The organism is Pelagimonas varians (genome assembly GCF_003208435.1).
GTDB lineage: Bacteria > Pseudomonadota > Alphaproteobacteria > Rhodobacterales > Rhodobacteraceae > Pelagimonas > Pelagimonas varians.
In genome coordinates this window covers 9,391-32,822 of sequence record NZ_QKMF01000029.1, presented here as the reverse complement: position 1 = coordinate 32,822, position 23,432 = coordinate 9,391, and the positions used below count along the sequence as shown (strand labels likewise).

At 54.0% G+C, this 23,432-nt stretch carries 25 protein-coding genes and 1 tRNA gene; 13 read left to right on the top strand and 13 right to left on the bottom strand.

Annotated features, from left to right (window positions below):
• From C8N36_RS24725 to C8N36_RS22665, 6 genes are all read right to left on the bottom strand, one after another.
• A partial coding sequence (locus tag C8N36_RS24725) for an acetyl-coenzyme A synthetase N-terminal domain-containing protein (protein ID WP_281269722.1) occupies window positions 1–100 on the bottom strand: 100 nt, incomplete at its 3' end.
• A 127-nt stretch (window positions 101–227) separates the two neighbouring features.
• On the bottom strand, window positions 228–983 hold the full coding sequence (locus C8N36_RS22685; protein WP_097807055.1) for an ABC transporter ATP-binding protein: 756 nt from the start codon (window positions 981–983) through the stop codon (window positions 228–230).
• Between the two features lie 72 nt (window positions 984–1,055).
• A complete protein-coding gene (locus tag C8N36_RS22680; protein ID WP_097807054.1) occupies window positions 1,056–1,817 on the bottom strand; it encodes an ABC transporter ATP-binding protein in 762 nt (253 codons plus the stop codon).
• 12 nt (window positions 1,818–1,829) lie between these two features.
• The gene (locus C8N36_RS22675; RefSeq protein ID WP_097807053.1) at window positions 1,830–3,029 is read right to left on the bottom strand and encodes a branched-chain amino acid ABC transporter permease; all 1,200 of its coding nucleotides are present in this window, start codon (window positions 3,027–3,029) and stop codon (window positions 1,830–1,832) included.
• Between the two features lie 6 nt (window positions 3,030–3,035).
• On the bottom strand, window positions 3,036–4,043 hold the full coding sequence (locus tag C8N36_RS22670; RefSeq protein WP_097807052.1) for a branched-chain amino acid ABC transporter permease: 1,008 nt from the start codon (window positions 4,041–4,043) through the stop codon (window positions 3,036–3,038).
• A gap of 130 nt (window positions 4,044–4,173) precedes the next feature.
• Window positions 4,174–5,517, bottom strand: a complete 1,344-nt coding sequence (locus C8N36_RS22665) for a substrate-binding protein (protein ID WP_097807058.1) — start codon at window positions 5,515–5,517, stop codon at window positions 4,174–4,176.
• 220 nt (window positions 5,518–5,737) lie between these two features.
• Here C8N36_RS22665 and C8N36_RS22660 point away from each other — a divergent pair, with 220 nt between their 5' ends.
• From C8N36_RS22660 to C8N36_RS22640, 5 genes are all read left to right on the top strand, one after another.
• Complete coding sequence (locus C8N36_RS22660) at window positions 5,738–7,042, top strand: XRE family transcriptional regulator (RefSeq protein WP_097807051.1); 1,305 nt, start codon at window positions 5,738–5,740, stop codon at window positions 7,040–7,042.
• Window positions 7,043–7,223: 181 nt separating this feature from the next.
• Window positions 7,224–7,592, top strand: a complete 369-nt coding sequence (locus C8N36_RS22655; protein ID WP_097807050.1) for a response regulator transcription factor — start codon at window positions 7,224–7,226, stop codon at window positions 7,590–7,592.
• 29 nt (window positions 7,593–7,621) lie between these two features.
• Window positions 7,622–7,906, top strand: coding sequence for a DUF6611 family protein (locus tag C8N36_RS22650; RefSeq protein WP_245911040.1), 285 nt, complete (start codon window positions 7,622–7,624; stop codon window positions 7,904–7,906).
• Window positions 7,903–10,581 carry an ATP-binding protein gene (locus C8N36_RS22645; RefSeq protein ID WP_097807049.1) on the top strand — a complete coding sequence of 893 codons (2,679 nt, stop codon included), beginning with the start codon at window positions 7,903–7,905 and terminating at the stop codon, window positions 10,579–10,581. The genes C8N36_RS22650 and C8N36_RS22645 overlap by 4 nt, the downstream gene beginning before the upstream one ends.
• A gap of 92 nt (window positions 10,582–10,673) precedes the next feature.
• Complete coding sequence (locus C8N36_RS22640) at window positions 10,674–11,879, top strand: FliM/FliN family flagellar motor C-terminal domain-containing protein (RefSeq protein WP_097807048.1); 1,206 nt, start codon at window positions 10,674–10,676, stop codon at window positions 11,877–11,879.
• 36 nt (window positions 11,880–11,915) lie between these two features.
• Here the strand turns inward: C8N36_RS22640 and C8N36_RS22635 are convergent, their stop codons facing one another.
• Genes C8N36_RS22635 through C8N36_RS22620 form a run of 4 tightly spaced genes read right to left on the bottom strand, consistent with a single transcriptional unit; the run spans window position 11,916 to window position 14,121 of the window.
• A complete protein-coding gene (locus tag C8N36_RS22635) occupies window positions 11,916–12,338 on the bottom strand; it encodes a protein tyrosine phosphatase family protein (RefSeq protein WP_097807047.1) in 423 nt (140 codons plus the stop codon).
• A gap of 9 nt (window positions 12,339–12,347) precedes the next feature.
• Window positions 12,348–12,782, bottom strand: a complete 435-nt coding sequence (locus tag C8N36_RS22630; protein ID WP_097807046.1) for a DUF6691 family protein — start codon at window positions 12,780–12,782, stop codon at window positions 12,348–12,350.
• Complete coding sequence (locus C8N36_RS22625; RefSeq protein ID WP_097807045.1) at window positions 12,782–13,207, bottom strand: YeeE/YedE family protein; 426 nt, start codon at window positions 13,205–13,207, stop codon at window positions 12,782–12,784. Before C8N36_RS22625 ends, C8N36_RS22630 begins: the two co-directional genes overlap by 1 nt.
• A gap of 50 nt (window positions 13,208–13,257) precedes the next feature.
• Complete coding sequence (locus C8N36_RS22620; protein WP_097807044.1) at window positions 13,258–14,121, bottom strand: MBL fold metallo-hydrolase; 864 nt, start codon at window positions 14,119–14,121, stop codon at window positions 13,258–13,260.
• A 139-nt stretch (window positions 14,122–14,260) separates the two neighbouring features.
• On the opposite strand from C8N36_RS22620, the gene C8N36_RS22615 reads away from it, so the two are divergent.
• Both C8N36_RS22615 and C8N36_RS22610 read left to right on the top strand, forming a co-directional pair.
• Window positions 14,261–14,578: a TraR/DksA family transcriptional regulator gene (locus C8N36_RS22615; protein ID WP_097807043.1), complete on the top strand. Its 318-nt coding sequence runs from the start codon at window positions 14,261–14,263 to the stop codon at window positions 14,576–14,578.
• Between the two features lie 37 nt (window positions 14,579–14,615).
• A complete protein-coding gene (locus C8N36_RS22610) occupies window positions 14,616–14,828 on the top strand; it encodes a hypothetical protein (RefSeq protein WP_097807042.1) in 213 nt (70 codons plus the stop codon).
• A 95-nt stretch (window positions 14,829–14,923) separates the two neighbouring features.
• Here the strand turns inward: C8N36_RS22610 and C8N36_RS22605 are convergent, their stop codons facing one another.
• Window positions 14,924–15,139 (bottom strand): hypothetical protein, encoded by a 216-nt coding sequence (locus C8N36_RS22605; RefSeq protein ID WP_097807041.1) that lies wholly within the window; start codon window positions 15,137–15,139, stop codon window positions 14,924–14,926.
• A gap of 182 nt (window positions 15,140–15,321) precedes the next feature.
• On the opposite strand from C8N36_RS22605, the gene C8N36_RS22600 reads away from it, so the two are divergent.
• Window positions 15,322–15,579, top strand: a complete 258-nt coding sequence (locus C8N36_RS22600; RefSeq protein ID WP_097807056.1) for a DUF2312 domain-containing protein — start codon at window positions 15,322–15,324, stop codon at window positions 15,577–15,579.
• Between the two features lie 109 nt (window positions 15,580–15,688).
• Here C8N36_RS22600 and C8N36_RS22595 read toward each other — a convergent pair whose 3' ends face one another.
• Window positions 15,689–16,639, bottom strand: a complete 951-nt coding sequence (locus tag C8N36_RS22595) for a hypothetical protein (RefSeq protein ID WP_141468281.1) — start codon at window positions 16,637–16,639, stop codon at window positions 15,689–15,691.
• 204 nt (window positions 16,640–16,843) lie between these two features.
• On the bottom strand, window positions 16,844–17,725 hold the full coding sequence (locus tag C8N36_RS22590; RefSeq protein WP_097807039.1) for a hypothetical protein: 882 nt from the start codon (window positions 17,723–17,725) through the stop codon (window positions 16,844–16,846).
• Window positions 17,726–17,816: 91 nt separating this feature from the next.
• Here C8N36_RS22590 and C8N36_RS22585 point away from each other — a divergent pair, with 91 nt between their 5' ends.
• The 5 genes from C8N36_RS22585 to C8N36_RS24300 form a co-directional block, all read left to right on the top strand.
• A complete protein-coding gene (locus C8N36_RS22585; RefSeq protein WP_097807038.1) occupies window positions 17,817–19,469 on the top strand; it encodes an ABC transporter permease in 1,653 nt (550 codons plus the stop codon).
• Between the two features lie 47 nt (window positions 19,470–19,516).
• Window positions 19,517–19,592 (top strand) — tRNA-Thr (locus C8N36_RS22580).
• Window positions 19,593–19,787: 195 nt separating this feature from the next.
• On the top strand, window positions 19,788–20,123 hold the full coding sequence (locus C8N36_RS24610) for an Arm DNA-binding domain-containing protein (protein ID WP_245911039.1): 336 nt from the start codon (window positions 19,788–19,790) through the stop codon (window positions 20,121–20,123).
• Window positions 20,120–20,890 carry a tyrosine-type recombinase/integrase gene (locus tag C8N36_RS24605; RefSeq protein ID WP_245911038.1) on the top strand — a complete coding sequence of 257 codons (771 nt, stop codon included), beginning with the start codon at window positions 20,120–20,122 and terminating at the stop codon, window positions 20,888–20,890. Before C8N36_RS24610 ends, C8N36_RS24605 begins: the two co-directional genes overlap by 4 nt.
• A gap of 951 nt (window positions 20,891–21,841) precedes the next feature.
• Window positions 21,842–23,432: Ig-like domain-containing protein (locus C8N36_RS24300; protein WP_110768057.1), on the top strand; the 1,591-nt coding region annotated here is incomplete at its 3' end.

Below are 23,432 nucleotides of genomic sequence, written 5' to 3'. Positions count from 1 at the left end.
GCCGCTCCGCCTGAGCGCCCCAGAACCCGTCCGGGTCACTCATAGATTGTGCGTACATCTCATTGTACTGCGCAAGCGTAACATTCGCATTGGCGATCATATCGCTCGATGGGGGATAAGCTTTGGACATGGGGACTCCTCCTGAAATTTTGTGTCAGGGAAAACAGATCGGCCCCCGAATGCAAGGACACTTTGGTCCTGCATAGTCGGGGGCCGTTAATTTCTGATTAGATTGCTAGGTATTCAGCGCGCAATTCTTCGTTTTCAAGAACTTCGGCTGCAGAACCGTCAAACACGATCGAACCGGTATCGAGGATCACAGCACGGTCTGCCAGTTGCAGCGCCCGCACGGCGTTTTGTTCCACGATGATAGTTGTCATGCCTTGCTCTTTGATCAAGCGCAGCGTTTTTTCGATCTCGTCAACGATAACCGGAGCAAGGCCTTCGTAAGGTTCGTCCAACAGCAACACTTTGATATCGCGGGCCAAAGCACGGGCGATTGAGAGCATTTGCTGTTCGCCGCCTGACAAGGTCACGCCTTCTTGGTTGCGACGTTCGCGCAGGCGCGGGAACAGGTCATACAGACGATCCAAGGACCAACCGATGGGCGGTGCGATCTGCGCCAGTTTCAGGTTTTCTTCGACTGTGAGGCCGGGGATGATGCAACGATCTTCTGGGACAAGTCCCAAACCGTTGGTCGCCGCTTCGTGTGATTTCATCCGGTGCAAAGGCTTGTGGTCCAACCAGATCTCACCGTGGTTGACCTGTGGATCATCCATTCGGGCGATAGAGCGCAATGTGGTGGTTTTACCGGCACCGTTACGGCCCAGAAGCGCAAGAATTTCGCCCTCGTGGACGTTAAAGTTGATGCCTTGGACGATGTAACTCTCACCGTAGTAAGAGTGCATGTCCCAAACGGATAGGAACGCTGGGGCTGTTTCGGCCTGATTGGCGTTCTTGGAAAAATCCGGACGTACGTTCATGTGTGTGTCCTCATCTGAGGGAATTTGGGGGTCAGGGCGGGAATGAACCCGCCCTGCGGCATATCGCCAGACTTAAACCTGCTGGGTTTCGCCCAAGTAGGCTTCGCGCACCTTTGGATGCCCCTTGATGTTCTCAGGGGTATCTTCGACCAAGGGGGTGCCCTGGGCCAAAACGGTGATGCGATCTGCCAGCGAGAACACCACGTGCATGTCGTGTTCGATGATAGCGATGGTAATGTCGCGCTCTTCTTTGATCTTCTTGAGAAGGTCGATTGTGTTGTTGGTATCGGCGCGCGCCATACCCGCTGTTGGTTCATCGAGCAGCAGCAGTTTCGGGCTCTGGATCAAGCACATGGCCATCTCCAGTCGCCGTTTATCGCCACGTGACATGGAGGCCGAATGCATCCCGCGCTTGTCGAGCATATGGACCTCTTCAAGCATTTCTTCGGCCCGAGTGATTAGCTCTTTTTCCGTCGAAACACTTTCGATGGCATGCAAGCGATACGACCCGTCACGGCGTGCAAACAGCGGGATCATCATGTTTTCCATCACCGAAAGATCACCAAAGATCTCTGGCGTCTGGAACACGCGGCTGATGCCCATCTGGTTGATTTCATGCGGGCTGCGCCCCAGAACGGAATTGCCGTCGAACATAACGGAACCCGTGTCAGGGATCAGTTTGCCCACAAGGCAATTCAGCAGTGTCGATTTGCCCGCCCCGTTGGGGCCGATGATGGCGTGGCAGGTGTTTTCCTGCACCGAGAGATTGACATCTCCCAGCGCCTGGAGGCCACCAAACCGTTTGCCTACGTCTTTGACTTCAAGAATACCCATCCGTCTCTCTCCTTATTCCGCAGGCTCGGTTGAGGGTGATTTGGGCTTGTCATCTTCTTTCTTGCGGAAAGCTTTGGCGATGCGTTGACCACCTTCGACAAGACCACCCGGTAGGAAGGTCACAACCAACATGAACATCAGACCCAGCGTGAGGTGCCAGCCTTTGCCCACAAAGGGGTGAATGATGCTGACAAAGAAGTCTTCGATGCCGTCAGGCAAGAAGGCGAACCAGCTGTGCAAAACGGTGTCGTTGATCTTTGAGAAGATATTCTCAAAATACTTGATCAAACCCGCGCCCAGAACCGGACCAATCAATGTGCCCACACCGCCAAGGATGGTCATTAGAACAACCTCGCCTGATGCGGTCCACTGCATGCGCTCAGCACCTGCAAGCGGGTCCATCGAGGCCATCAAGCCGCCAGCCAAACCAGCGTACATGCCAGAGATCACAAAGGCCGCAAGCGTGTATGGCTTTGGGTTGAGACCGGTGTAGTTCATCCGTGTCTGGTTGGATTTGATTGCACGAAGCATCATGCCAAAGGGTGAACGGAAGATGCGGATCGACAGGTAGAAGGCTGCGATCATCACCAAGGCACAGACGTAGTAGCCAGCCGAGAAGGTGAAGGTCCAAGGGCCAACAGCCATGTCATAGGCGGCACGCATTTCCAGTCCAAACAGGTTGGTCACAGGGATTGAGCCATCGGCGGTGGCCGAGACACCAAGAACACGTGGATCGTCCAGATTAACCTGTAGGCCGGTTTCGCCATTGGTCAGTGGCGTCAGAACCGAATAGGCCAAGGCAAAGCTCATCTGGGCGAAAGCCAGTGTCAGGATCGAGAAGTAGATCCCTGTCCGCCGTAGCGAAACCCAACCAATAATCAGCGAGAACAAGCCCGCAATGATCACTGACAAGATGATGGCCGGAAGGATGTTCATGCTCAGCAGTTTGAACATCCAAACCGCAGAGTAGGAACCCACACCCAGAAAGGCCGCGTGACCAAAGCTGAGGTAGCCGGTTAGGCCAAACAGGATGTTAAATCCGATGGCAAAGATGCCAAAGATAACAAACCGTTGCATCAAGTCGGGGTAGCCGGCGTTGAATTGTGCCATAGCGCTATCCGAAGGGAACGGATTGAGGATGAAAGGTGCTAGCATCGTCAGAGCGACGACCACCAGCAACAAGGATGTGTCTTTTTTTCCAAGTCCAAGCATGGTCGTTTACTCCATTACGCCTTTTCGTCCCATCAAGCCGCGTGGACGGACCAGAAGGATGATAATGGCGACAAGATAGATGATGATTTGGTTGATGCCGGGGATGATTTCGGTCACCACAGTCATTGAGGCAAAGCTTTCGAGAATACCAAGCAGGAACCCCGCAGCAACGGCTCCGGGCAAACTGCCCATACCGCCCACAACCACCACAACAAATGACAGAACCAAGAAGTCCATGCCCATGTGATAGTTTGGAGCGTTGATCGGTCCGTACATCACACCCGCGAGGCCGGCCACGCCAGCGGCGATACCGAACATGAGCGTAAAGCGTTTGTCGATGTCGATGCCAAGCAAACCGACGGTTTCGCGGTCGGCCATACCCGCCCGAACAACCATCCCGAAGGTGGTGAACTGCAAGAAGGCAAAAACAGCGCCGATAACAACAACAGAGAAGAAGAAGTAAACAATGCGCCAAACTGGATAGACGATGCCTTCGGCCAGCACTGCAACACCGCTGAGCGAGTCAGGGGCAGGGGTCTGGATCGGGTTGGCACCATACAGGGCTTTGATCACTTCTTGCAAAACGATGGCCAAGCCAAAGGTCACAAGGATCTGGTCAGCATGCTCGCGTTTATAGAAGTGTTTGATCAGCCCGCGTTCCATGATGAAACCGATGGCGATCATGACCGGGATCGCAAACAAAACGGCCAATGGAACCGACCAGTCGATAATAGCCGCGCCCGTTTCAGGGCCAAACCAGCTTTCGACGTAAGGGGTTTTCACCACTGCCGGGTTGCCGAGAAAGTCTGTTTTTGTCGGATCAATTGTCTCATAGGACATGTTCAGCAGTCGTTGCAGGAAAACGGAGCAAAATGCGCCGATCATAAACAATGCCCCGTGGGCAAAGTTGACCACGCCAAGCGTACCGAAGATAAGTGTTAGCCCGAGCGCGATCAGCGCATAAGCTGAGCCCTTATCGAGCCCATTTAAGATTTGCGTAAGGAATACGTCCATGACCCCACCATTGGGTTAAAGGTGCCTAAGGCTCTCCAGCGAATACCGAAGAGACCCATGAATTTCCGAAGGTTTTGACAAACAGAAAAAGAGGCCCGGCCCCGTTTGGGGGACCGGGCCGGACTGTAACTTAGCCCGCGTTACAGGAGCCGAGCTGGCCGCCTGCAAACATTGGGTGCTCGGGGTCATAAGTGACCTGAGCAGCCGGAGTTACTTCAACAACTTCAAGAAGGTCGAACTCGGATGTTGGGTTCTCTTTACCCTTCACAACCAGCACGTCTTTGAAGCACTGGTGGTCGTCGGCGCGGTACAGTGTTTTACCGTTGCCAAGACCATCGAACTCAAAGCCTTCGAGAGCTTCACCAACACCACAAGGGTTGAATGTGCCGGCACGCTGACAGGCGTCAGCATACAGCAGAGTCTGGCAATAAGTTGTGTGCGCGGCCTGACTTGGTGGGAAGCCGTATTTGGTGCCGAAGGATTTAACGAAGGCTTTGGAACCCTCATCCTGCAGCGACCAGTGCCAGTTGGTCGAGCCAACGATACCTTTGATGTTCTCACCAGCACCACGTGCCATCAGGCGCGAGAAGAGCGGAACAACGATTTCGAAGTTTTTGCCATTGGCTTGTGCTTCGCGCAGGCCGAACTGAACCGCGTTGGTCAGCGAGTTCACCATGTTCCCGCCGTAGTGGTTCAGAACCAGAACGTCGGCACCAGAGTTCAGAACCGGAGCGATGTAGGACGAGAAGTCTGTCGATGCCAGCGGTGTCAGAACGTTGTTGACGGTTTCCCAACCCATGGCTTCGGTCGCAGCTGCGATCGATTCTTGCTGTGTCCAGCCCCATGTGTAGTCAGCCGTCAAGTGATAGGCTTTACGGTCGTCGCCATAGAGGCCCTTAAGAACGGGGGCCAAAGCAGCAGCAGACATGTATCCGTTAAAGAAGTGACGGAAGCCGTTGGCTTTCTTGTCTTTACCGGTTGTGTCGTTCGAGTGTGTGAGGCCAGCCATAAAGATGACGCCAGCTTCTTGGCACAGACCTTGAACAGCGATCGCAACACCGGAGGACGAACCACCTGTGATCATCACTGCGCCGTCTTTTTCGATCATCGACTTGGCCGATGCACGCGCCGCGTCAGATTTGGTCTGAGTATCGCCTGTGACGAACTCTACCTTTTTGCCGAGGATGCCGTCACCCTTCAGCTCTTTGGAGCTGAATGTGTTCAGCATGCCGCCGTCGCCGCCGCCGTTCAGGTGCTCGACTGCAAGCTCATAAGCGCGCAGTTCGTCCGCACCCTCGTCGGCATATGCGCCGGTCTGGGGTACGTTAAAGCCCAGAGTTACCGATGCGCCTGTGGGCTCGTTGGTGTAGGCAGCCGCCGAAGAGGCGGTGAAAATTGTCGGCAAAGCGACGCCAGCACCAGCTACGGCGCCAGACTTGAGCACGCCACGACGTGTCAGGTTGGTCTTGGACATGAAAATCCTCCCATTTCGTATAAATGCAAATCCGGGCTCCTCTTCCCGAAAGTGCGCGCACGTTTGTGCAAATTCAGTATGCCCCGTTAAAAGAAAATTGCGCAACAAGGGGTTTTGTCGCAACGCTTTTTTTGTCAAGAATTGAAAAGTATGGTATGGAATACTGTAAAGTTTTTTATACTGCATTGCAGAAAGACGTTGGAAACGCAGGGGAAAGCTGTTGCCAAGGGATACACTGACAGGAAGTCGAATTCGCGAAAGGCGTGTTGCGCAGGGTATCAAGCAAGCTGCGCTTGCCCAACAAGCTGGAATTTCCGCAAGTTATTTGAATCTGATTGAGCACAATCGGCGCAGAATCGGTGGCAAATTGCTTCTGGATATTGCCGAGGCTTTGAATGTCGAACCTGCGCTTTTGATCGAAGGCGCGGGGGCAGCGCTGATTTCGTCCCTGCGTGAGGCGGCTTCTGATGTGCCCGCTGTCGGTGCAGAAGTTGACCGGGTGGATGAGTTTGCAGGTCGGTTTCCGGGCTGGGCCGAGCTGTTATCGACAGCCCGCCAGCGCATCATGGCGCTGGAGCGCAATGTTGAAACCCTGTCTGATCGCATGACACATGATCCGCATTTGGCGACATCCTTGCATGAAATGCTCTCGACGGTGACGGCAATCAGGTCGGCGGCCTCGATTTTGGCCGAGCCGGGGGAGATTGATCCGGAATGGCAGGCGCGGTTCCACCGCAACATATATGACGACAGTGCCCGTTTGGCGGAAACCAGCCGGGGGTTGGTGACCTACCTTGAGGCAGACGACGAAACCGCAACCGAAACCGGTGCCCCGCAAGAGGAACTGGACGCGGTGCTTGAGGCAGCAGGGCATCATGTTCCCGAGCTGGAGCAAAATGCATCGGAAGACGGGGCTTTGATGCGTCTTGGGGATGGGGTGTCCGCTCCGGCGCGCACATTGCTAAAGACCTGGCTTGAACGTTATGCCCGTGATGCTGTGGCCATTCCGATGGATCAATTGGTGCCCTTGCTTGCAACACATGGCCCAGATCCGGGGGCTTTGACAAAGGTGTTGGGCGGTGATCCGACGCGGGTCATGCGCCGTTTGGCAGCGATGCCGATAGATGTCATGCCTGATCCGGTGGGTTTGGCGATTTGTGACTCCTCCGGGGTTCTGAGCTACCGCAAACCGCTCCCTGATTTTCCAATGCCGCGCTTTGGGGCGGCCTGCCCACTTTGGCCGCTGTATCGGGCTTTGAACCGTCCAATGGTTATATTGTCCCTCCCATTGGTGCAGCAAGGTCGCGCGGGCGCCGGAGTCTGGGCCGAAGCGGTTGCTATGCCGGTTGGTGAAATCGCTGTGAATAGCGACCCGATCTTTGAGGCACATATGTTGGTGCGGCCGATGCCACGTGACGGTGAGGGTGCGGCAGTGCCCGCGGATGTCGGGGTGACCTGCCGGGTATGTCCAAAGATTGATTGCATCGGGCGACGCGAGCCTTCGATCCTGACGCCTACCGGGTAAATCACGACGCAAAACAAGGTGAGATTGAATGCTTGGGCCGTCACATTCAAATAAATGCCTGTAAGGTGCCACTTTACATATACCAGCCTTTTGACAGCACCAATTTTATAGGCATAGTGTGAACATAACCTGCGCCTGTGCGTGATAAAACAGGACGTGGAAGGGCTATTGGGGGGGATACATGGCCGGGCATGTGCTTGTAATCGAGGACGAGCCGAACATCATTGAGGCGATCAAGTTCATTTTGTCCCGTGAGGGGTGGAATGTTGCGACGCATTCTAATGGTGAGGACGCGGCAGATGTGGTTCGCGCAAAATCGCCGGATGTGCTGATTTTGGATGTCATGCTGCCCGGGCGATCAGGCTATGATATTTTGCGCGAATTGCGTGGGGATGCGGCTACTCAGGCTTTGCCAGTGCTGATGTTGACAGCTCGCGGGCAAACCAAAGACCGCGAAATGGCCGAAAGCGCCGGGGCCAGCCGCTTTATGACCAAACCGTTTTCAAATGCAGAAGTTCTAGAAGCTGTGCGCGCTCTTGCTCCGGCATGACGGGGCCGACGGGGACTGAGGATGGCACCGTGGTGCGGCCCAATCGCCGCAGCGCGGAAAAGATTCCGCTGTTTGTAGAGCGCCAGACCTATCGTCGGCGCCGTTTGGTTGACGCAGCGCGCGCCTTGCCCGTCTTGGGTGTTTTGCTCTGGTTGCTGCCGCTGCTTTGGGCTGTTCCGTCCGAGCCCACCAGCGCATCCACAGGATTGATCTATGTTTTTTCGGTTTGGCTGGGCCTTCCGGTGATTGTGGGGGTGTTGATCCGCGCCATGCATCGCCGTTCCGACTCTCCAGATCCCGAGGATGAGCCATGACAACACTGAATGCCTTGGCATCGATTTCGGTGCTTTATGTGCTGTTCTTGTTCGGAGTCGCATTTTTTGCTGAGCGGGCCTCGCGGAGAGGGCGGGCGACTTGGTTGCGGGCCCCGATTGTCTACACGCTTTCACTGTCGATTTATTGCACAGCTTGGACGTTCTATGGGGCGGTTGGGTCGGCTGCGCGCAACGGGTTTGAGTATCTGACCATTTATCTTGGCCCGAGTCTGGTGCTGATAGGTTGGTGGTGGGTGTTGCGCAAACTGGTGCGAATTGGCCGGGTTCAGCGCATTACCTCAATTGCTGATTTGATTTCGTCGCGCTATGGCAAATCCAATCTGCTTGGGGTTGGGGTCACCTTGTTGGCTGTCATCGGCACCACGCCTTATATCGCGCTGCAACTGCAATCGGTGACGCTGTCGGTGGAGGTCTTCAATCTGGCGACACCGGGCGGTGCCGAAGAGCAGAGTACTGCGTTTTGGGTTGCCGTTGGACTTGCGGTTTTCACCGTCATTTTCGGCACACGCAATCTGGACGCAAATGAACGCCATCATGGTGTTGTCATGGCCATCGCGGTTGAAGCCATCGTGAAACTGACAGCTTTGATGGCCGTTGGTATCTTTGTGGTTTGGGGGATTGCCGGTGGCGTGTCCGAGACTTTGACACGCATCGATGCCTCGGAGTTGGGCAACTGGGAGGTCAATGGCGGACGTTGGGCGGGGCTGATGTTTCTTTCTGCCGCCGCCTTTTTGTGCCTTCCGCGGATGTTTCAGGTCATGGTGGTCGAAAATGACAATGACCCACAGCTGCGAATGGCGGCTTGGGCATTTCCGCTGTATTTGATGCTGATGAGCCTCTTCATCGTGCCGATTGCCGTGGTGGGGCTGGATGTATTGCCTGCCGGTTCCAACCCGGATTTGTTTGTTCTGACTGTCCCGCTTGCCTATGGTCAAAACGCCTTGGCGCTGTTGTCGTTTTTGGGTGGGTTCAGTTCGGCGACCTCGATGGTCATCGTGGCGGCGATTGCCCTGTCCACCATGGTGTCGAACCATATCGTAATGCCAATTTGGTTACGCATGAACGAAGGCATGGCCAGCGTGTCTGGCGATGTTCGCTATGTTGTTTTGCTGTCTCGGCGGCTGTCAATCGCGGGCGTTTTGTCTTTGGGGTACCTCTATTATGCGCAATCGGGTGGTGGTGCGGCACTTTCGGTGATCGGCCTAGTTGCCTTTACCGGCGTTGCCCAGGTGCTGCCGGCGATGTTGGGCGGTATCTTTTGGCGCGGGGCGACCCGGGTCGGAGCGTTGGCTGGCTTGACAGTGGGCTTTGTGGTTTGGCTTTATACACTCTACCTGCCCAGCTTTGGCGCAGGTGTCATCATGCCGCTCAGCCTGTTTGAAACCGGTCCCTTTGGGATTGGCTGGCTAAAGCCCGAGGCCTTGTTTGGCATCTCGGGCATCGATCCGCTGTTGCATGCGGTGATCTGGAGCATGTCGCTGAATATGGTTGCGTTTTTCGTGGCCTCCCTTGCCAGTTTTCCATCCCCGTTGGAGCGCCTTCAGGGCGCGCAATTTGTGAATATCCAGCAAGGCACCGGGGGCACGCGCAGCTGGTCGCAGGGTGTGGCTGAAGCCGAAGACTTGATGGTAATGGCGCAGCGTATTCTTGGGGCAACCGATGCGCAGGCACTGTTCTTGCGCGAAGCGCGCCGTCAAGGGTCGGAAACGCATCTGCCTGCACCGACACCTGAGTTTTTGCAGATATTGGAGCGGGAACTGGCGGGGTCCGTTGGTGCGGCAACTGCACATGCTATGGTTGGCCAGATCGTCGGCGGCATGAGCGTGTCGGTCGAAGACCTTATGGCTGTGGCCGATGAAACCGCGCAGATGATGGAATACTCTGCCACGCTCGAGGCGCAAAGTCAGGAATTGTCACGCACCGCAGCCCAGTTGCGTGCAGTCAACGACAAGTTGACGCGCCTATCCGTGCAAAAAGACGCATTCTTGAGTCAGATCAGTCACGAATTGCGAACACCGATGACCTCGATTCGGGCATTTTCCGAGATTTTACGGGATGGAGAGGGCATCACTCCCGATGAACAAAGCAAGTATTCGTCAATTATCCACGATGAAGCGATTCGACTGACCCGGCTGCTGGATGACCTGTTGGATCTATCGGTGCTTGAGAACGGTCAGGTCAGCTTGAACTTGGTTGATGGTAAATTGGAGGATGTTTTGGACCGCGCTGCGGCTGCTGCTTTGGCCCATGATGACAAGCGCGGTTTGGAAATACAAAGGGACTGGACTGGTGAACAAGTTTGGTTGAACACCGACACGGAACGGTTGAGTCAGGTGTTTATCAATCTCATCTCCAATGCCCGTAAATACTGTGATGCTCCGCAGCGGGTGCTTGAGATCCGGGTGACCAGCGGCGATGCACTGATGATCGATTTTATTGACAATGGATCGGGTGTCGCGCCCGAAGCTCAAGACGTAATTTTTGAGAAATTTTCAAGGGTTAGCGATCAAAAGGCCGGGGGAGCAGGGCTGGGATTGGCGATTTCGCGGCAGATTGTAACACGGCTGGGTGGGGAAATTTCTTATCTTTCCGGAGAGCGGGGGGCTGCGTTTCGGGTTATTCTGCCGCTCAATCACGCCTTGGCGGCGCAATAATTCCTAACAAAGCTGTTTCCAGTAAAGTCATTGGTAACCAAATCCGTTCATAACTGTGAATTAGACAGTTTTAGACGGGTAGCATTCTCAAGATGGCAGATGGGGCACGACAGGGCGTTCTGGGCCAGAAGGCACAAGCGGCGCAACGTGCGTTTGAAGCACGGGGGATGTCGCCGTCCAAGGCATTGCGGCGTGCGCTTTCCCGCACTGCAGACGTTCTTTGGGATTTGGCGTTGGTGACGCAGGGCGTTTCGGTCGAAATGCATGATCAAGATGGTGTTATAGACGGTCTTGGTCAAAAGGATCTGCTGGTTTTGCTTGATGGGCCGGATGGTGCCCTTGGGATTGCGTCGATTGAGCGCGAGATCATGACTGGCGTGATCGAAGTGCAAACCATTATGCAAGTGACTCAGATGCCGGTGGATGATGAGCGTGTTCTGACTCCAACGGATGCGGCTATGATGGCCCCCTTGTTGGACGGTACGCTGGAAAAACTGGTCAGCAACCTTGATCACCATCCACTGTGTGCGCAACTTGAAGGCTATCGTTTTGGCGCGATGATTGAAGATGCACGTGCTGCAAGCTTGCTGCTGGACGCGTCTAGCTATCGCACTTTCCGGGCTGAGGTTGATTTGGCACTGGGTCGCCGAAAAGGGGCCCTATCGATTACGCTGCCAGAACGGGTGCACACACACAAAGACACATCCAATCCCGATGGGACCGAGGCTCCGGGCCCGCACGAAGAGCTGATTGGCAAAATACCGGCGCGGCTTGATACGATTTTGACCCGTCTTACCATGACACTGGCGCAAGCGCGGGAGCTGAAACCCGGTGACCTTCTACCGTTGCCACCAGATGTTTTGGATCGTGTTGAACTGATTGCCGGCCGCGGTCAGGTGATTGCCAAGGGACGGCTTGGACAGTTGCATAATCAACGTGCTGTCCGTCTCACTTGGCCTTTAGCGGCTGCCAAACCTCCGGCTGAAATGGGTGAAATGCTAGACGGTCGGACCACCGATGGAGCGGCAGAGTTGGCAGCTTTGCCGGATATTTCCTTCAACTCCGATATGCCGGACATAGGAGTAGGTAGTGACTTACCGGACATCGGCATGGGTGATTTCGGGGCCGAAGATCAGATGGAAGAGCTTCCGGATCTCCCCCCCATGGACTTTGAGGCGGATACTGGCGATTTTGACATGGATTTGACGGCTGAACCTGCAGAAGCCGGTAATGCAATGATGGCAGATTTAGGCGATTTTGATTTCGGGTTGGAGCCCGCCGAAATAGAAGAAAGCTGAGCGATTTCGCTCAGCCCGTTGTTGTGAAACCTGTTCTTAACCTTCGGAAAGAGCATCCAAAGTTGGGCGCAAACCGCCGAGGTCATATCCGGCTTTGGCAGCCGTGTTCAAAATATCGTCGGTTGAGAGCTTTCCAGCCTGCGACAAGGCCCAAATTACCGTGCTGCGCGTGCCGGACGCGCAATAGGCCAGTACAGGACCATCTGCTTGGGCAAACCCTTCTTGGATCGCGACATTTTCGGGCGTCATAGTCATATGGGTCAATGGCAGGACCTCAAACTCAAGGCCTGCGGCACGCATGGCAGCACCAATTGCCTCTGACTGCAGCGCCGGGGGGACTTCGGAGTCGGGCCTGTTGCATACGACACGGACAAAGCCCGCATCCTTGATAGCTTGCGCATCCACGGCGTCAAGTTGCGGGGACACATGATAGGTCGGGGTGATCTGACGAATATCCATGATTGTGAATTACTCCGCTGGGATGGCTCTGTCCAGTCGCTCCCGCAACAACGGGGCGACCAACATGCCGGTAAGCATTGCTGCAACAAAGAGATAAAGACCCGATCCGCCGTAGCTCAGAGCGGCGACGGATGGTCCTGGGCATAGCCCTGCCAATCCCCAACCCATTCCGAACATTACCGATCCAATGACCAAACGGCTATCAATTCTGGTGGAAGGAGCGGGGGGCAATGGTGTGCCCAAAAACGCGGTGGTCCGGCGCGCGCGGATCATCCATGCGATGGCCATAGGGATCATGGCCCCGCCCATGACAAAGGCCAGAGTTGGATCCCAATTGCCGAAAACGTCCAGCCATCCTTGCACTTTGGTTGTGTCAGTCATGCCCGACAAATATAGACCGGAGCCAAACAAACCACCGGCGATGAAAGCAAAAAGTAGTCGCATCAGATGACTCCCAAAATGTGGCGAAAGATTACAACGCCCAAGCCGCCGGCGGCGATATAGCAACAGGTGGCAACAAAGCCGCGTATGGACAGGCGTGACATACCGCAGACGCCATGACCAGAAGTGCAGCCATTTGCGATCCGCGTCCCAACACCGACCAAAAGGCCGGCAGCAATCAAAACCCAGAAGTTGCTGGTGATGTGTGTGTCTACTTTTCCAAAGAACGGGGTGAGCAAGGCGGGCAGCAATGCGACGCCCGTCAAAAAGACGATACGCTCCCATTTGGAATCAAGGCCGGACCGGTCAACCAGCCCGCCAATGATCCCGGATGCCCCCATAATCTTGCCGTTGGCGAGCAAGAAAACTGCGCCGCCGGTGCCAATCAGCAGTCCGCCAATGAGCCCCCAAATCCAATCAATGTGCATTATGCGTTTCCTTGTTCCTGTTCCCCCCCGTGCAAGGGCGGGGTTTGCCGTCAAATCTTGTTGATGGGCACTTTTAGAAAGACATCACCTTTTTCGTCTGCCTCGGGCATTTGACCGGCCCGCATATTAACCTGCAGCGATGGAATGATGAGCTTTGGCACGGCCAATGTTGCGTCGCGTGAATCGCGCATTTCAACAAACTGGTCCTTCGATTTTCCCTCGCCGACATGGACATTGGCGGACTTTTGTTCGCCTACAGTCGTTTCCCATGCGTAGTCATCGCGGCCCGGTGCTTTGTAGTCGTGGCCGACGAATATGCGAGTTTCATCGGGAAGCGCCAGAATTTTCTGAACCGATTCAAACAGTGTTTCGCTTGAGCCGCCGGGGAAATCACAGCGCGCTGTGCCAAAATCAGGCATAAACAATGTATCGCCAACAAAGGCGGCATCGCCGATCACATAGGTCAAACAGGCTGGTGTGTGGCCGGGGGTATGCAGAACATCCACCTGCAAATCGCCAATCATCAGCGTGTCACCTTCCCGAAACAGCTTGTCAAACTGCGAGCCGTCGCGTTGGAATTCTGTGCCTTCGTTAAAGACTTTGCCAAAGGTGTCCTGAACCACGGTGATCCGGTCACCGATGCCAATTTTCCCACCCACTTGCTCTTGGATATACGGGGCAGCGCTCAGATGGTCGGCATGGACATGACTTTCGAGCAGCCAAGCCACCTCATATCCTTTGTCCTTAACAAAGTTGATCACAGCATCGGCTGAGCGGGTATCGGTACGCCCCGATGAATAGTCAAAATCAAGAACGCTGTCGATGATCGCACAGGCCTTCCCGTTCGGGTCGCGGACCACGTAAGAGATCGTATTGGTGGCGTCGTCAAAAAATCCGGTGACTTCAGGTGTCATGATGAACACTCCCTACTGTTTCGAAAATACATATATGTAAACGTGAATATAAAGCAAGTCTTCCGCCAAGATTGACCTGTGTCAAAGCAAATTAAGTAGGTCTGGCACACAATGTCCACAGTGCGAAAGGACGGAATTGATGTCACATCATGAACAAAAATTAGCCCTTTTGAACCGCTTGCGGGAACTTGGGCTGCGTTTGGAAGGTATTGGGGACGCTTTAGAGGCTCCGCATTCCAAAGATTGGGACGAAGCCGCAGTTGAACGCGAGGATGAAGAAGTTCTTGAACGACTCGGTTTGGCGGGGCAAGCTGAGGTTGCGAGAATTAATAATGCACTCTCCAAAATGGCGAGTGGGGAATACGGGTTTTGTGCTAAATGCAGCGGTGAAATTTCTCCGGAACGCTTGAGTGTTCTACCGGACGCACCAAATTGCGTGAAATGTGCGGGCGGCTGATTGGCCGGCCACTGGATACCTTTAGGAGGGGACTGCCATGATTGAAGATCTGAAAACACGCCTGAATGAGCTGAAAGCCGAAATCGAGACTGCCAGCGATGACGAGCGGGATAGCTTGATGGAGCATGTGGAGCAGGCCGCTTTGGCCCTAGAGGCGCAGGGCGCTTCCGTGCCGGGCTGGGCCAAAGCCCTGATTGCCTCGCGTGTAGACGAAAACGTCGAAGACATGTTCGACAACATGCCGGTCTAGATTTTCAGTCTGGGTGTCTTCGAAATATGCAGACTGCTTAAATTGCCCACAGGCCGCTCAGGTCTGTGGGTTTCTTTTTTCAGGTGCGCATGTCTTCAACCCAAAAAGATTCCCATGATCACGGCCATTAGGCCGATGACTGAAAGCATAAGCGCACCGAGGTTCAGCGGAACCATCTTGCGTACGATGTCGCGCAGTTCCTCGTCCGAAAGGTTCTGCCCCCGTGCACGCCACACCCGTGCGATACACCAGACCAGTCCAGCCAGACCTGCAAAAGAAACTACGGCTCCGCCCCAGATCAGCCAATCCATTTGTATTCTCCTAATACGCAAAATTGCATGGACGGCGGTAAAGGAGCAGATGGAGCAGCGCAACCCCTTGATGGAAGGGGCGCGCCCTTGTAGCAAAGGGATATCCGGCGGTATTGTGGCACCGGTTCCGCGGGGCCGGCCGCGGCGAAACGGTAAGCTGGGCCATTTGGCAGGAGATCAGGATGCAGGATTCAGAGACAAGCAGCTACGGCGTTGCTGCAGGCGAGTTGACCCAATTCATCGAGCGTATAGAGCGCCTTGAAGAAGAAAAGAAAGAAGTCGCCGAGCAAATCAAAGAAGTGATGGCAGAAGCCAAAGGGCGTGGCTACGACACAAAAGTGATCCGCAAGGTCGTTGCGTTGCGCAAACGTGACGCAGACGATATTGCCGAAGAAGAAGCCGTTTTGGAAATGTACAAAGCGGCGCTGGGAATGGCCTGAACGCGTTTAAACGCATCCATAGTACAAAGACGGGCTGCTGATTTAGCAGCCCGTTTGCGGTTGGTATCTCAGAGTGTTGTTGAGCTATCAGAGTGAAGCATGACATGGGCTAAAGTGTTTTGTGAGCCACTAAACTTTGTTCATCTGGTTGGATCGCAGACATTTTGTTTTTCTGAATGGGTTTCTCAGGGTCCGCATTTGCCATTCTAGTGGTCATGTTGGCAAAGACATCGAGGTCTGTCCACTCGGCTTTTTGCACTGCTGGGCGGTTTTTGTACCAGAGATTTCCGTATAATTGGGTGCGCTGGAACGCGAGATGATCATATGTGGCCTTTACAGCGTGAATCGTATCGTTGTTGGGCGAAAAAATAACAATTGAGTTGTTCACCGACTGTACTTTTTCGGTTTCACACCATTCCCAAGGTTCCCAACAGCGCTGAATGTCTTGGTTCCCAGACCAGAGTGTTTCAACATATCGTCGCTTATCGGAAAACCGCATGTAATGGGTGTGGTGTTGCTGCGTTGCACTGTCGGGATTTGGGTTTGCGTTGACCATGTAAGTCAGAGCTTTGAAGCGCACGTCGGGGTGCGGGGTGATTTCATAACCATCTAGGTATTTTTGTATACCGCAATCGGTGGAACAGCTTTCTAGATTGATATTGAACTTCTTTGCGATGGCGGCATTGAAAGCATCGCCCCTTAGAAAAGCGTCCAATTCTTGTAAAAATGTGCTGATTGGTTCAATCAGTCGCAACGTGACACCGAACCCTTCACAGGTTGGATGATATCTATCGCCTTCTGTTTGGTTCTGATGCCATGCCAAGTATTCTTGCCGACTGGCGGTGCTTCCCGGGAAGGGAATGATTTTGTAGCCGCGGTCCAGTAGATGATCGAATAGCTCTTCATCATTTGCCGCTGTGGGTATGGCAATTTCCTGACAGGCAAGCAGCTCTGCGAAATCGGCATCGGTGAAAAATTGAAGTATTTCGAGATGCTTGAAAGGCGTCTGAATAAATTCGGCAGTTTCAATTTTGTCGATCAAATAGTCAAAACGTGTCAATGTGTACTCCGATATCGCTTGAGACTGCAGTTGTTGGTTCTTTTCCGAACTGGGCACCCGTTTGCGTTGAAAGTCCATAATCGAGTGTATCGAATCAAGCACTTTCTCTTGTTTCGAGCCAAAGAGTTTTGCCTTGACCCTTTGATTCTGATCTTGGGCGCACGTCAGAAGCGGCCCTTTGAAATTCTAACTCTTTTTTCCTGCTCAAGGAGCAATCACTGTCACGCCAGGAATTTGTGACAACGTGTACAAATCATCTTCGTAGAGCTCCGTCAGCATATCAACATAGGGACTATCCCAGCCGGGCAGATCAAGCTCTTCCTCGATTTCATCATCAAGTGCGTATTTGTCCAAAAACGCGGCCATAACCCGACGTTTTTGCGCTTCGTTGATGTTCGGGTTTTCCTTGAGGAACGCGCGAAAGCGTTTCATTCCCTCCGGGCTGATGATCTGCCCAAATAGATCAAACGCGCCGGTGATTTTGCGTGTCAGTTCAATACCGGCCATTCTACGAATGATTTCCCCCCAAATCAGTGGCGTGTCTTCGTTGCACCACAGCGTGATCGGAATCTCCGGAACTTGATCGCGTAGACGCCTTATGAGGTCTGACCAACGCAGTTGCATTGGATCAACACCAGACATGAAGTCGGCAAAATCGGTGTGGGGTGTTGCGGCAAAGGCGGCCGGCAGAAACGTTGCTGGATCACGCAGACCTAAAAACAATTCAATATCATCGCCTTCAAAGATGCGCTGAAGCGTCTGTAATCGACCTTCGGCCTTGCGATAGGCGCGGCCGCCTTCGAACATCAGCTTTGGAACCGAGAAGAAACTGGGATGGCTCAACAAAAGGCGATCAATCACCTCATGGTCTTCGTCAAGAATGGCATCAAAGATGATTTCGCGGGTGTCGTTGGCCGCATCCGCCTTGGACAGGCTGTTCACCGCATCCAGTAAAAATTTGCGATATCTTGAGGGGCCCGGGATCGACACAGCTTCGTGGCGCCAGCTGTCGCTATTGCGCAGCAGACACTTCAGAATACGATCTTCGTCCGTGCAATGGACGCCTGCGTGAAAAATGACCTGCATAGGATGTACTGTCGGGGCTTTTTGTTGGCTCTTTCCTGAACTATAAGCGGTTTCGCCCGAAGGTTAACAGCCCCCCGGAAAGGTCTGGCCCATGAGTGTGTCCGAAATAGCCCCAATGCGCGCCAGATTGCGCCTCCCAAACCGTTGGTCTGTGGGGGCAGTTGTGATTGCCGTCATTGTGATCGCGCCGATTTTGGCGGTGTTGGGCATGGCGTTTTTTCCCAAAGAAAATATCTGGCCGCATCTGATGTCCACGACCTTGCCGCGCTATCTTCGCAACACGGCGATCTTGATGGTCGGCGTTGGCACTTTGGCTGCGATGGTCGGCACAGGGGCTGCTTGGCTGGTGTCCCGGTATGAATTTCCCGGGCGACGCTGGATGGAGTGGCTTTTGCTACTGCCGTTGGCGATTCCGGCTTATGTCGGGGCTTATGCGCTGGTAGATTTCTTGGAATACGCAGGGCCCGTTCAGACTGGCCTGCGCGAGGTGTTTGGCTGGAAAACTGCGCGCGATTACTGGTTTCCCGAAATCCGGTCGATGGGCGCTGCGATTTTGGTACTTGCTGCGGCAATGTTTCCCTACGTCTACCTTTTGGCCCGCGCGGCGTTTCGCGAGCAATCTGCGGCCAGCGAAGAGGTCGCTCAATCGCTTGGGGCAGGGGCCTGGGGGCGGTTCTGGCGTGTTGGCTTGCCTTTAGCGCGTCCTGCAATCGCGGCCGGTGTCGCGATTGTTATGATGGAAAGCGTCAATGATTTCGGAACGGTGGACTATTTTGCGGTTCAAACCCTGACCACCGGTATTTTTACTGTCTGGCTTGAGGCCAACAATGCCGGGGGCGCTGCGCAAATCGCCAGTGTCGTCCTTTTACTGGTCATACTGCTGGTGGCACTGGAAAAGATCTCTCGCCGAAAAATGCGCTATTTCAACCTATCAACGCGACATCGTCCCGTGGCCCGCAAAACCCTCAGCCCTTTGGTTGGCTGGACGATGCTGGCGGCCTGTTTTGTGCCGTTTTTCATGGGGTTCCTTTTACCCGCCAGCGTCATTTTAAGTCACGCGTTGGACAATGCTGAAAATTGGAGCGATCCGGATCTATGGGATGCCGGTTTGAATACGCTGACAGTCGGCGGCATTGCCGCGCTGGTCACCGTCGCGGCCGGAGTGTTTTTGGTCTACGGAGTACGGCTGACCGGGCGCAAGTTGCCGCGTCTGCTGTTACCAGTGACCACAATTGGCTACGCGGCCCCCGGCGCGGTGCTTGGCGTCGGAATTTTGATTCCGTTGGCGGTAATGGACAATGCCTTTGCCGACTTTGTTGAGACTTTGACCGGAGCAGATGTCGGGCTGATTCTTACTGGTTCGGCCTTTGCCCTGATTTTATCCTACTGCGTGCGATTCTTTGCGATCGCACAGGGGGCAGCTGATGCCGCAATGGGGCGGGTTTCTCCGAATTTGGCATTGGCGGCAAGGTCTCTGGGTCGAAACCAAGGCCAAGTTCTGGGGGCGGTGTATTATCCTTTGATGCGTGCCTCTGTCGCATCTGCCTTGTTGCTGGTTTTTGTCGATTGCGTCAAAGAATTGCCCGCAACGCTTCTACTGCGTCCGTTTAACTATGATACATTGGCCACAAGGGTGCATGAACAAGCTTCGCTCGAGGCTTTGGGCGACGCTGCGCCGGCTGCAATTCTGGTGATTTTGACAGGACTTTTGGCTGTTGGGCTACTTGCACGCACAAACCGATAATTTGTGCTTGCAAAGGGTCAATAGTTTTCCTATTCCACCCGCACGGTGCCCCTATAGCTCAGCTGGTAGAGCAACTGATTTGTAATCAGTAGGTCCGCGGTTCGAGTCCGTGTGGGGGCACCATTTCATCATCCAGATATATCCAATAACATCGAATTTGGCCTTGTTTATAAGGTGTTTATCGAGATCGTTTGTCCAACGCTGTTTTGTTACGTCCAGCAGCGTGCCCCCACCATGCCCTTAAGCGACATCAAGATTCGAAATCTAAAATCGGGTGATAAGGCCTACTAAGTCAGCGACTTTGAGGGGTTGTTCATTTTGGTCAAAGTCAGCGGGGCGAAGTCTTGGCGGTTCAAATACCGCATTGATGGCAAAGAACGGCTGTTAGTGATTGGCGACTATCAAGCGGTGACACTGGCAAAGGCGCGCCAAGCACGCGATATCGCCAAGGCGCTGCTGGCGGATGGAACTGATCCAAGCGAGGCCAAACAAGAAGAGAAGCGCCTGCGTCTTGAAGCCAAGGGCCGGACATTCGAGAAGATTGGCGCGGCGTTTCTGGCCAAGCAGCGGAAAGAGGGGAAGTCAGCGGCAACGTTATCGAAGACGGAATACCACCTCAAGCTGGCTAACCGTGATTTGGCCGCAAGCCTGTGACTGAGATCACCGCGCCCATGATCCTTAAAACCCTGCGCAAGGTCGAGGCAAAAGGAAACTACGAAACAGCACACCGTCTTCGCGCTCGGATTGGGTCGATTTTCCGCTATGCTGTGGCGAGTGGAATTGCAGAAACTGATCCGACTTATGCCCTGCGTGACGCGCTGATCCGCCCAACACGGGTACATCGAACCGCGATCACCGAACCTAAAGCTCTTGGCCAGCTTATGAGAGAGATCGATGTATTCGAAGGGCAAACAACAACGCGCATAGGTTTGCAGCTTTTGGCTATTCTCGCAAAGCGCCCCGAAGACATTCGCAACGCCAAATGGGAGGAGTTCGATTTTAAAGAGGCTGTGTGGTCCATCCCTGCGCCTCGGATGAAAATGCGCCGTGATCATCTTGTGCCTTTGCCAAGGCATGCTTTGTCTCTCTTAGAGGAAATGCGAGCGATCACGGGTGAGGGTACTTATCTCTTCCCATCCCTACGTTCATGGCATTGGCCAATGTCTGAAAATACCTTAAATGCTACGCTGCGCCGAATGGGCTATTCTGGTGAGGAAATGACCGCGCATGGTTTTCGCGCCAGCTTTTCGACTTTGGCCAATGAGAGCCGCCTGTGGAACCCTGATGCGATTGAACGCGCATTGGCGCATGTTGAAAAAAGCGAAGTGCGGCGTGCCTATGCATGGGGAGAGCATTGGGAAGAACGGGTGCGCCTCGCAGACTGGTGGGCTGGATATTTGGACAAGGTAAAGGCAGTCTGAGGCGAATCGGCGTTCTTACAGGCAGCTATGACAAGTCCCGACTGTCGTGAGAGATTGCTGGTCTTGGCAGGCTCCTCTTTGTTGGATTTACAAGACGTAGGGCGGGGTGCGGGCTAGATGGAGCATGCACCGCCCATAGGTAAACGGGAGGGTTGATCTTTCGATTTTGCGAGATCTCCACTTCATCTTGCTCAAGGTATCAATGAAGCGCCTGTAGAATATGACACCGAGTTTATGGCGGCCAGATTTGCGCTTCGGAATCCTAGCTTCGTAAAATGGGACGCTCGTCCTCGAAGCGCCTTTCTCACATCTGAGCGTACTGTGTCTTGGTTCGAATGAGAGCATTGTGGTTGCGGTTCAGTTGAAGGTGATCTGGTTTGGTTGTTGGCCGACGAATGGACGCCAATCAGTGAATGTGCCGTTAGACCACTCGATTTCCTTCGATGAACTATCTGATAGATTTCGAAGGAAGGCGATTTTGCATCGCACGGTTAGGTTGGCTCTGATATTTCGCCGAAAGGGGATCGGGCCGTGGTGAAATGTGCAAAATGCGATGGATTTTGATCGTGTTGGAGTAAGCCTAGGCCATGTTCGACGTATTTGTCGACCGTCAAGGGCATGGTCAGATGAGTTAGGCGATAGTGCTAGCCTGACTTCCCTTTTTTAAATGACTCAAAATTTTGCAGAATCCATCTAACGCCTTCTACCCAAAGTCTATTGTTTGCGTATTTGCAACAATGAGTGTGAAGAGGTGAGATTGACCGGATAATACACAGTTTGATCAAACAATTCGGGGTCAAATTGTCCCGGCGAATATGAAAATTTCAAATAACTATAAATACCTAGATCTGAAACCCTTCAGACAAATAACAGTTTTCTTGACCGAAATAGGAAATTAGCATCAAATTAACGTCACGTTATTCAAGAGCTTATTTTTTGGGGGGATCCATCATGGCCAATTTCAACGGGACAAACTCGTCTGACGCAATTGTCGGAACTTCCAAAAAAGACAAGATCAAGGGCAAAGACGGCGACGATACGCTCATCGGTCTCGGAGGAGATGACAAGCTCTATGGCGGTGATGGGAATGACCTGCTTTTGGGCGGTGACGGTCGCGACAAATTAAAAGGCGACGATGGCAACGATACCCTTGATGGTGGCGCAGGGCGCGATGACCTCAAAGGCGGCGACGGTAACGATCAGCTGCACGGCGGGGCCGAAGATGACAAACTGAAGGGCGACAGGGGGAACGACCTGCTCGACGGTGGAACAGGTGACGATGACCTGAAGGGTGGCACGGGTGAAGACACCCTACTTGGTGGTGATGGCGACGATAAACTCAAAGGTGGGGACGGCAACGACCACCTTGAGGGCGGTGCGGGCAACGATCAGCTAGAGGGCGGCGTAGGGTCGGACACCCTTTTGGGAGGGCAGGGCAATGACACCTTGCGCGGTGATGGTTCTGGTTCTGGATCAGGATCCGGTAGCGGGTCCGGTGAGACATTGGAATTTGACGACTATCTGGACGGTGGCGCTGGCAACGATCTGATTATTGGTGGGGCTGGTGAGGATACGGTTCTGGGTGGCGATGGCGATGACATTCTTATCGGAGACAGCGCTGGGTCTGGATCAGGATCCGGAGGATATTATTCTAACGGTTCAGGTGGCGGTTCCGGGTCTGGAAAAGGGTCAGGAAGTGGCGGCGGGTCCGGCGAAGCGGGATTCAACGATTATCTTGATGGCGGTGCGGGCAACGATCTTGTCCTAGCTGGCGGAGGTGACGACGAAGCCGTTTACACCATGGCTGAAAACGCCGGAGCAAGTGATGATTATCGCGGTGGCTCCGGGGTCGACACGTTAACGCTCAACCTGACTGCACAAGAGTGGCTCAATCTTGCGGTTCAGTCAGATGTGGCAAACTATCTTGCATTTTTGGCAAGTCATACGGATCCAATAACCGGCGAAGCGGATTCAGATGTATTCAGCTTTTCGGCGTTTAATCTGTCGGCGCGAGAGTTCGAAAATCTGCGGGTTGTCGTGGATGGGGTTGAGCTAGACCCGACTGATGAAGCGGTAGATGCCATAGATGATACTGCCGGGGTTTCTGAGGATGACACCGCGACGAGCTTTGCATCAGTCTTGCTGAATGACGATGTGCCCGATTTGGCGCAATCGGTCACATTGGTGTCGGGTCCGTCAGCAGGGGTTTTGGTCTTCAACGAAGGCACTCCGGTGCATCCGCTGCCTGCGGCCCCAGTTGTTGGCAGTTTCTCATTCGATCCCAACGGGGAGTTTGAGGATCTTGCAGAAGGTGAAACGCGGGACGTGACTTTCGTTTACGAAGTCACCGATGCGGATGGCGATACCGATCAGGCAACAGTGACAATCACGGTCACCGGTACAAATGATGCGCCGAGTTTGGCGGCGGGTGTTGCGGCAGCGGCCGAAGACGGTCCGATGGTGGATGTTGATCTTGCTGCCCTTGGCGCGGATGTGGACAGCGACAACGATGGCAGCACACTGAGCTATGCGGTGACAGGTG

Coding starts and splice junctions, on each gene's coding strand:
- C8N36_RS22685 (WP_097807055.1), bottom strand. CDS start 983: ATGAACGTACGTCCGGATTTTTCCAAGAACGCCAATCAGGCCGAAACA.
- C8N36_RS22680 (WP_097807054.1), bottom strand. CDS start 1,817: ATGGGTATTCTTGAAGTCAAAGACGTAGGCAAACGGTTTGGTGGCCTC.
- C8N36_RS22675 (WP_097807053.1), bottom strand. CDS start 3,029: ATGCTTGGACTTGGAAAAAAAGACACATCCTTGTTGCTGGTGGTCGTC.
- C8N36_RS22670 (WP_097807052.1), bottom strand. CDS start 4,043: ATGGACGTATTCCTTACGCAAATCTTAAATGGGCTCGATAAGGGCTCA.
- C8N36_RS22665 (WP_097807058.1), bottom strand. CDS start 5,517: ATGTCCAAGACCAACCTGACACGTCGTGGCGTGCTCAAGTCTGGCGCC.
- C8N36_RS22655 (WP_097807050.1), top strand. CDS start 7,224: ATGGCCGGGCATGTGCTTGTAATCGAGGACGAGCCGAACATCATTGAG.
- C8N36_RS22645 (WP_097807049.1), top strand. CDS start 7,903: ATGACAACACTGAATGCCTTGGCATCGATTTCGGTGCTTTATGTGCTG.
- C8N36_RS22640 (WP_097807048.1), top strand. CDS start 10,674: ATGGCAGATGGGGCACGACAGGGCGTTCTGGGCCAGAAGGCACAAGCG.
- C8N36_RS22635 (WP_097807047.1), bottom strand. CDS start 12,338: ATGGATATTCGTCAGATCACCCCGACCTATCATGTGTCCCCGCAACTT.
- C8N36_RS22630 (WP_097807046.1), bottom strand. CDS start 12,782: ATGCGACTACTTTTTGCTTTCATCGCCGGTGGTTTGTTTGGCTCCGGT.
- C8N36_RS22625 (WP_097807045.1), bottom strand. CDS start 13,207: ATGCACATTGATTGGATTTGGGGGCTCATTGGCGGACTGCTGATTGGC.
- C8N36_RS22620 (WP_097807044.1), bottom strand. CDS start 14,121: ATGACACCTGAAGTCACCGGATTTTTTGACGACGCCACCAATACGATC.
- C8N36_RS22615 (WP_097807043.1), top strand. CDS start 14,261: ATGTCACATCATGAACAAAAATTAGCCCTTTTGAACCGCTTGCGGGAA.
- C8N36_RS22610 (WP_097807042.1), top strand. CDS start 14,616: ATGATTGAAGATCTGAAAACACGCCTGAATGAGCTGAAAGCCGAAATC.
- C8N36_RS22605 (WP_097807041.1), bottom strand. CDS start 15,139: ATGGATTGGCTGATCTGGGGCGGAGCCGTAGTTTCTTTTGCAGGTCTG.
- C8N36_RS22600 (WP_097807056.1), top strand. CDS start 15,322: ATGCAGGATTCAGAGACAAGCAGCTACGGCGTTGCTGCAGGCGAGTTG.
- C8N36_RS22590 (WP_097807039.1), bottom strand. CDS start 17,725: ATGCAGGTCATTTTTCACGCAGGCGTCCATTGCACGGACGAAGATCGT.
- C8N36_RS22585 (WP_097807038.1), top strand. CDS start 17,817: ATGAGTGTGTCCGAAATAGCCCCAATGCGCGCCAGATTGCGCCTCCCA.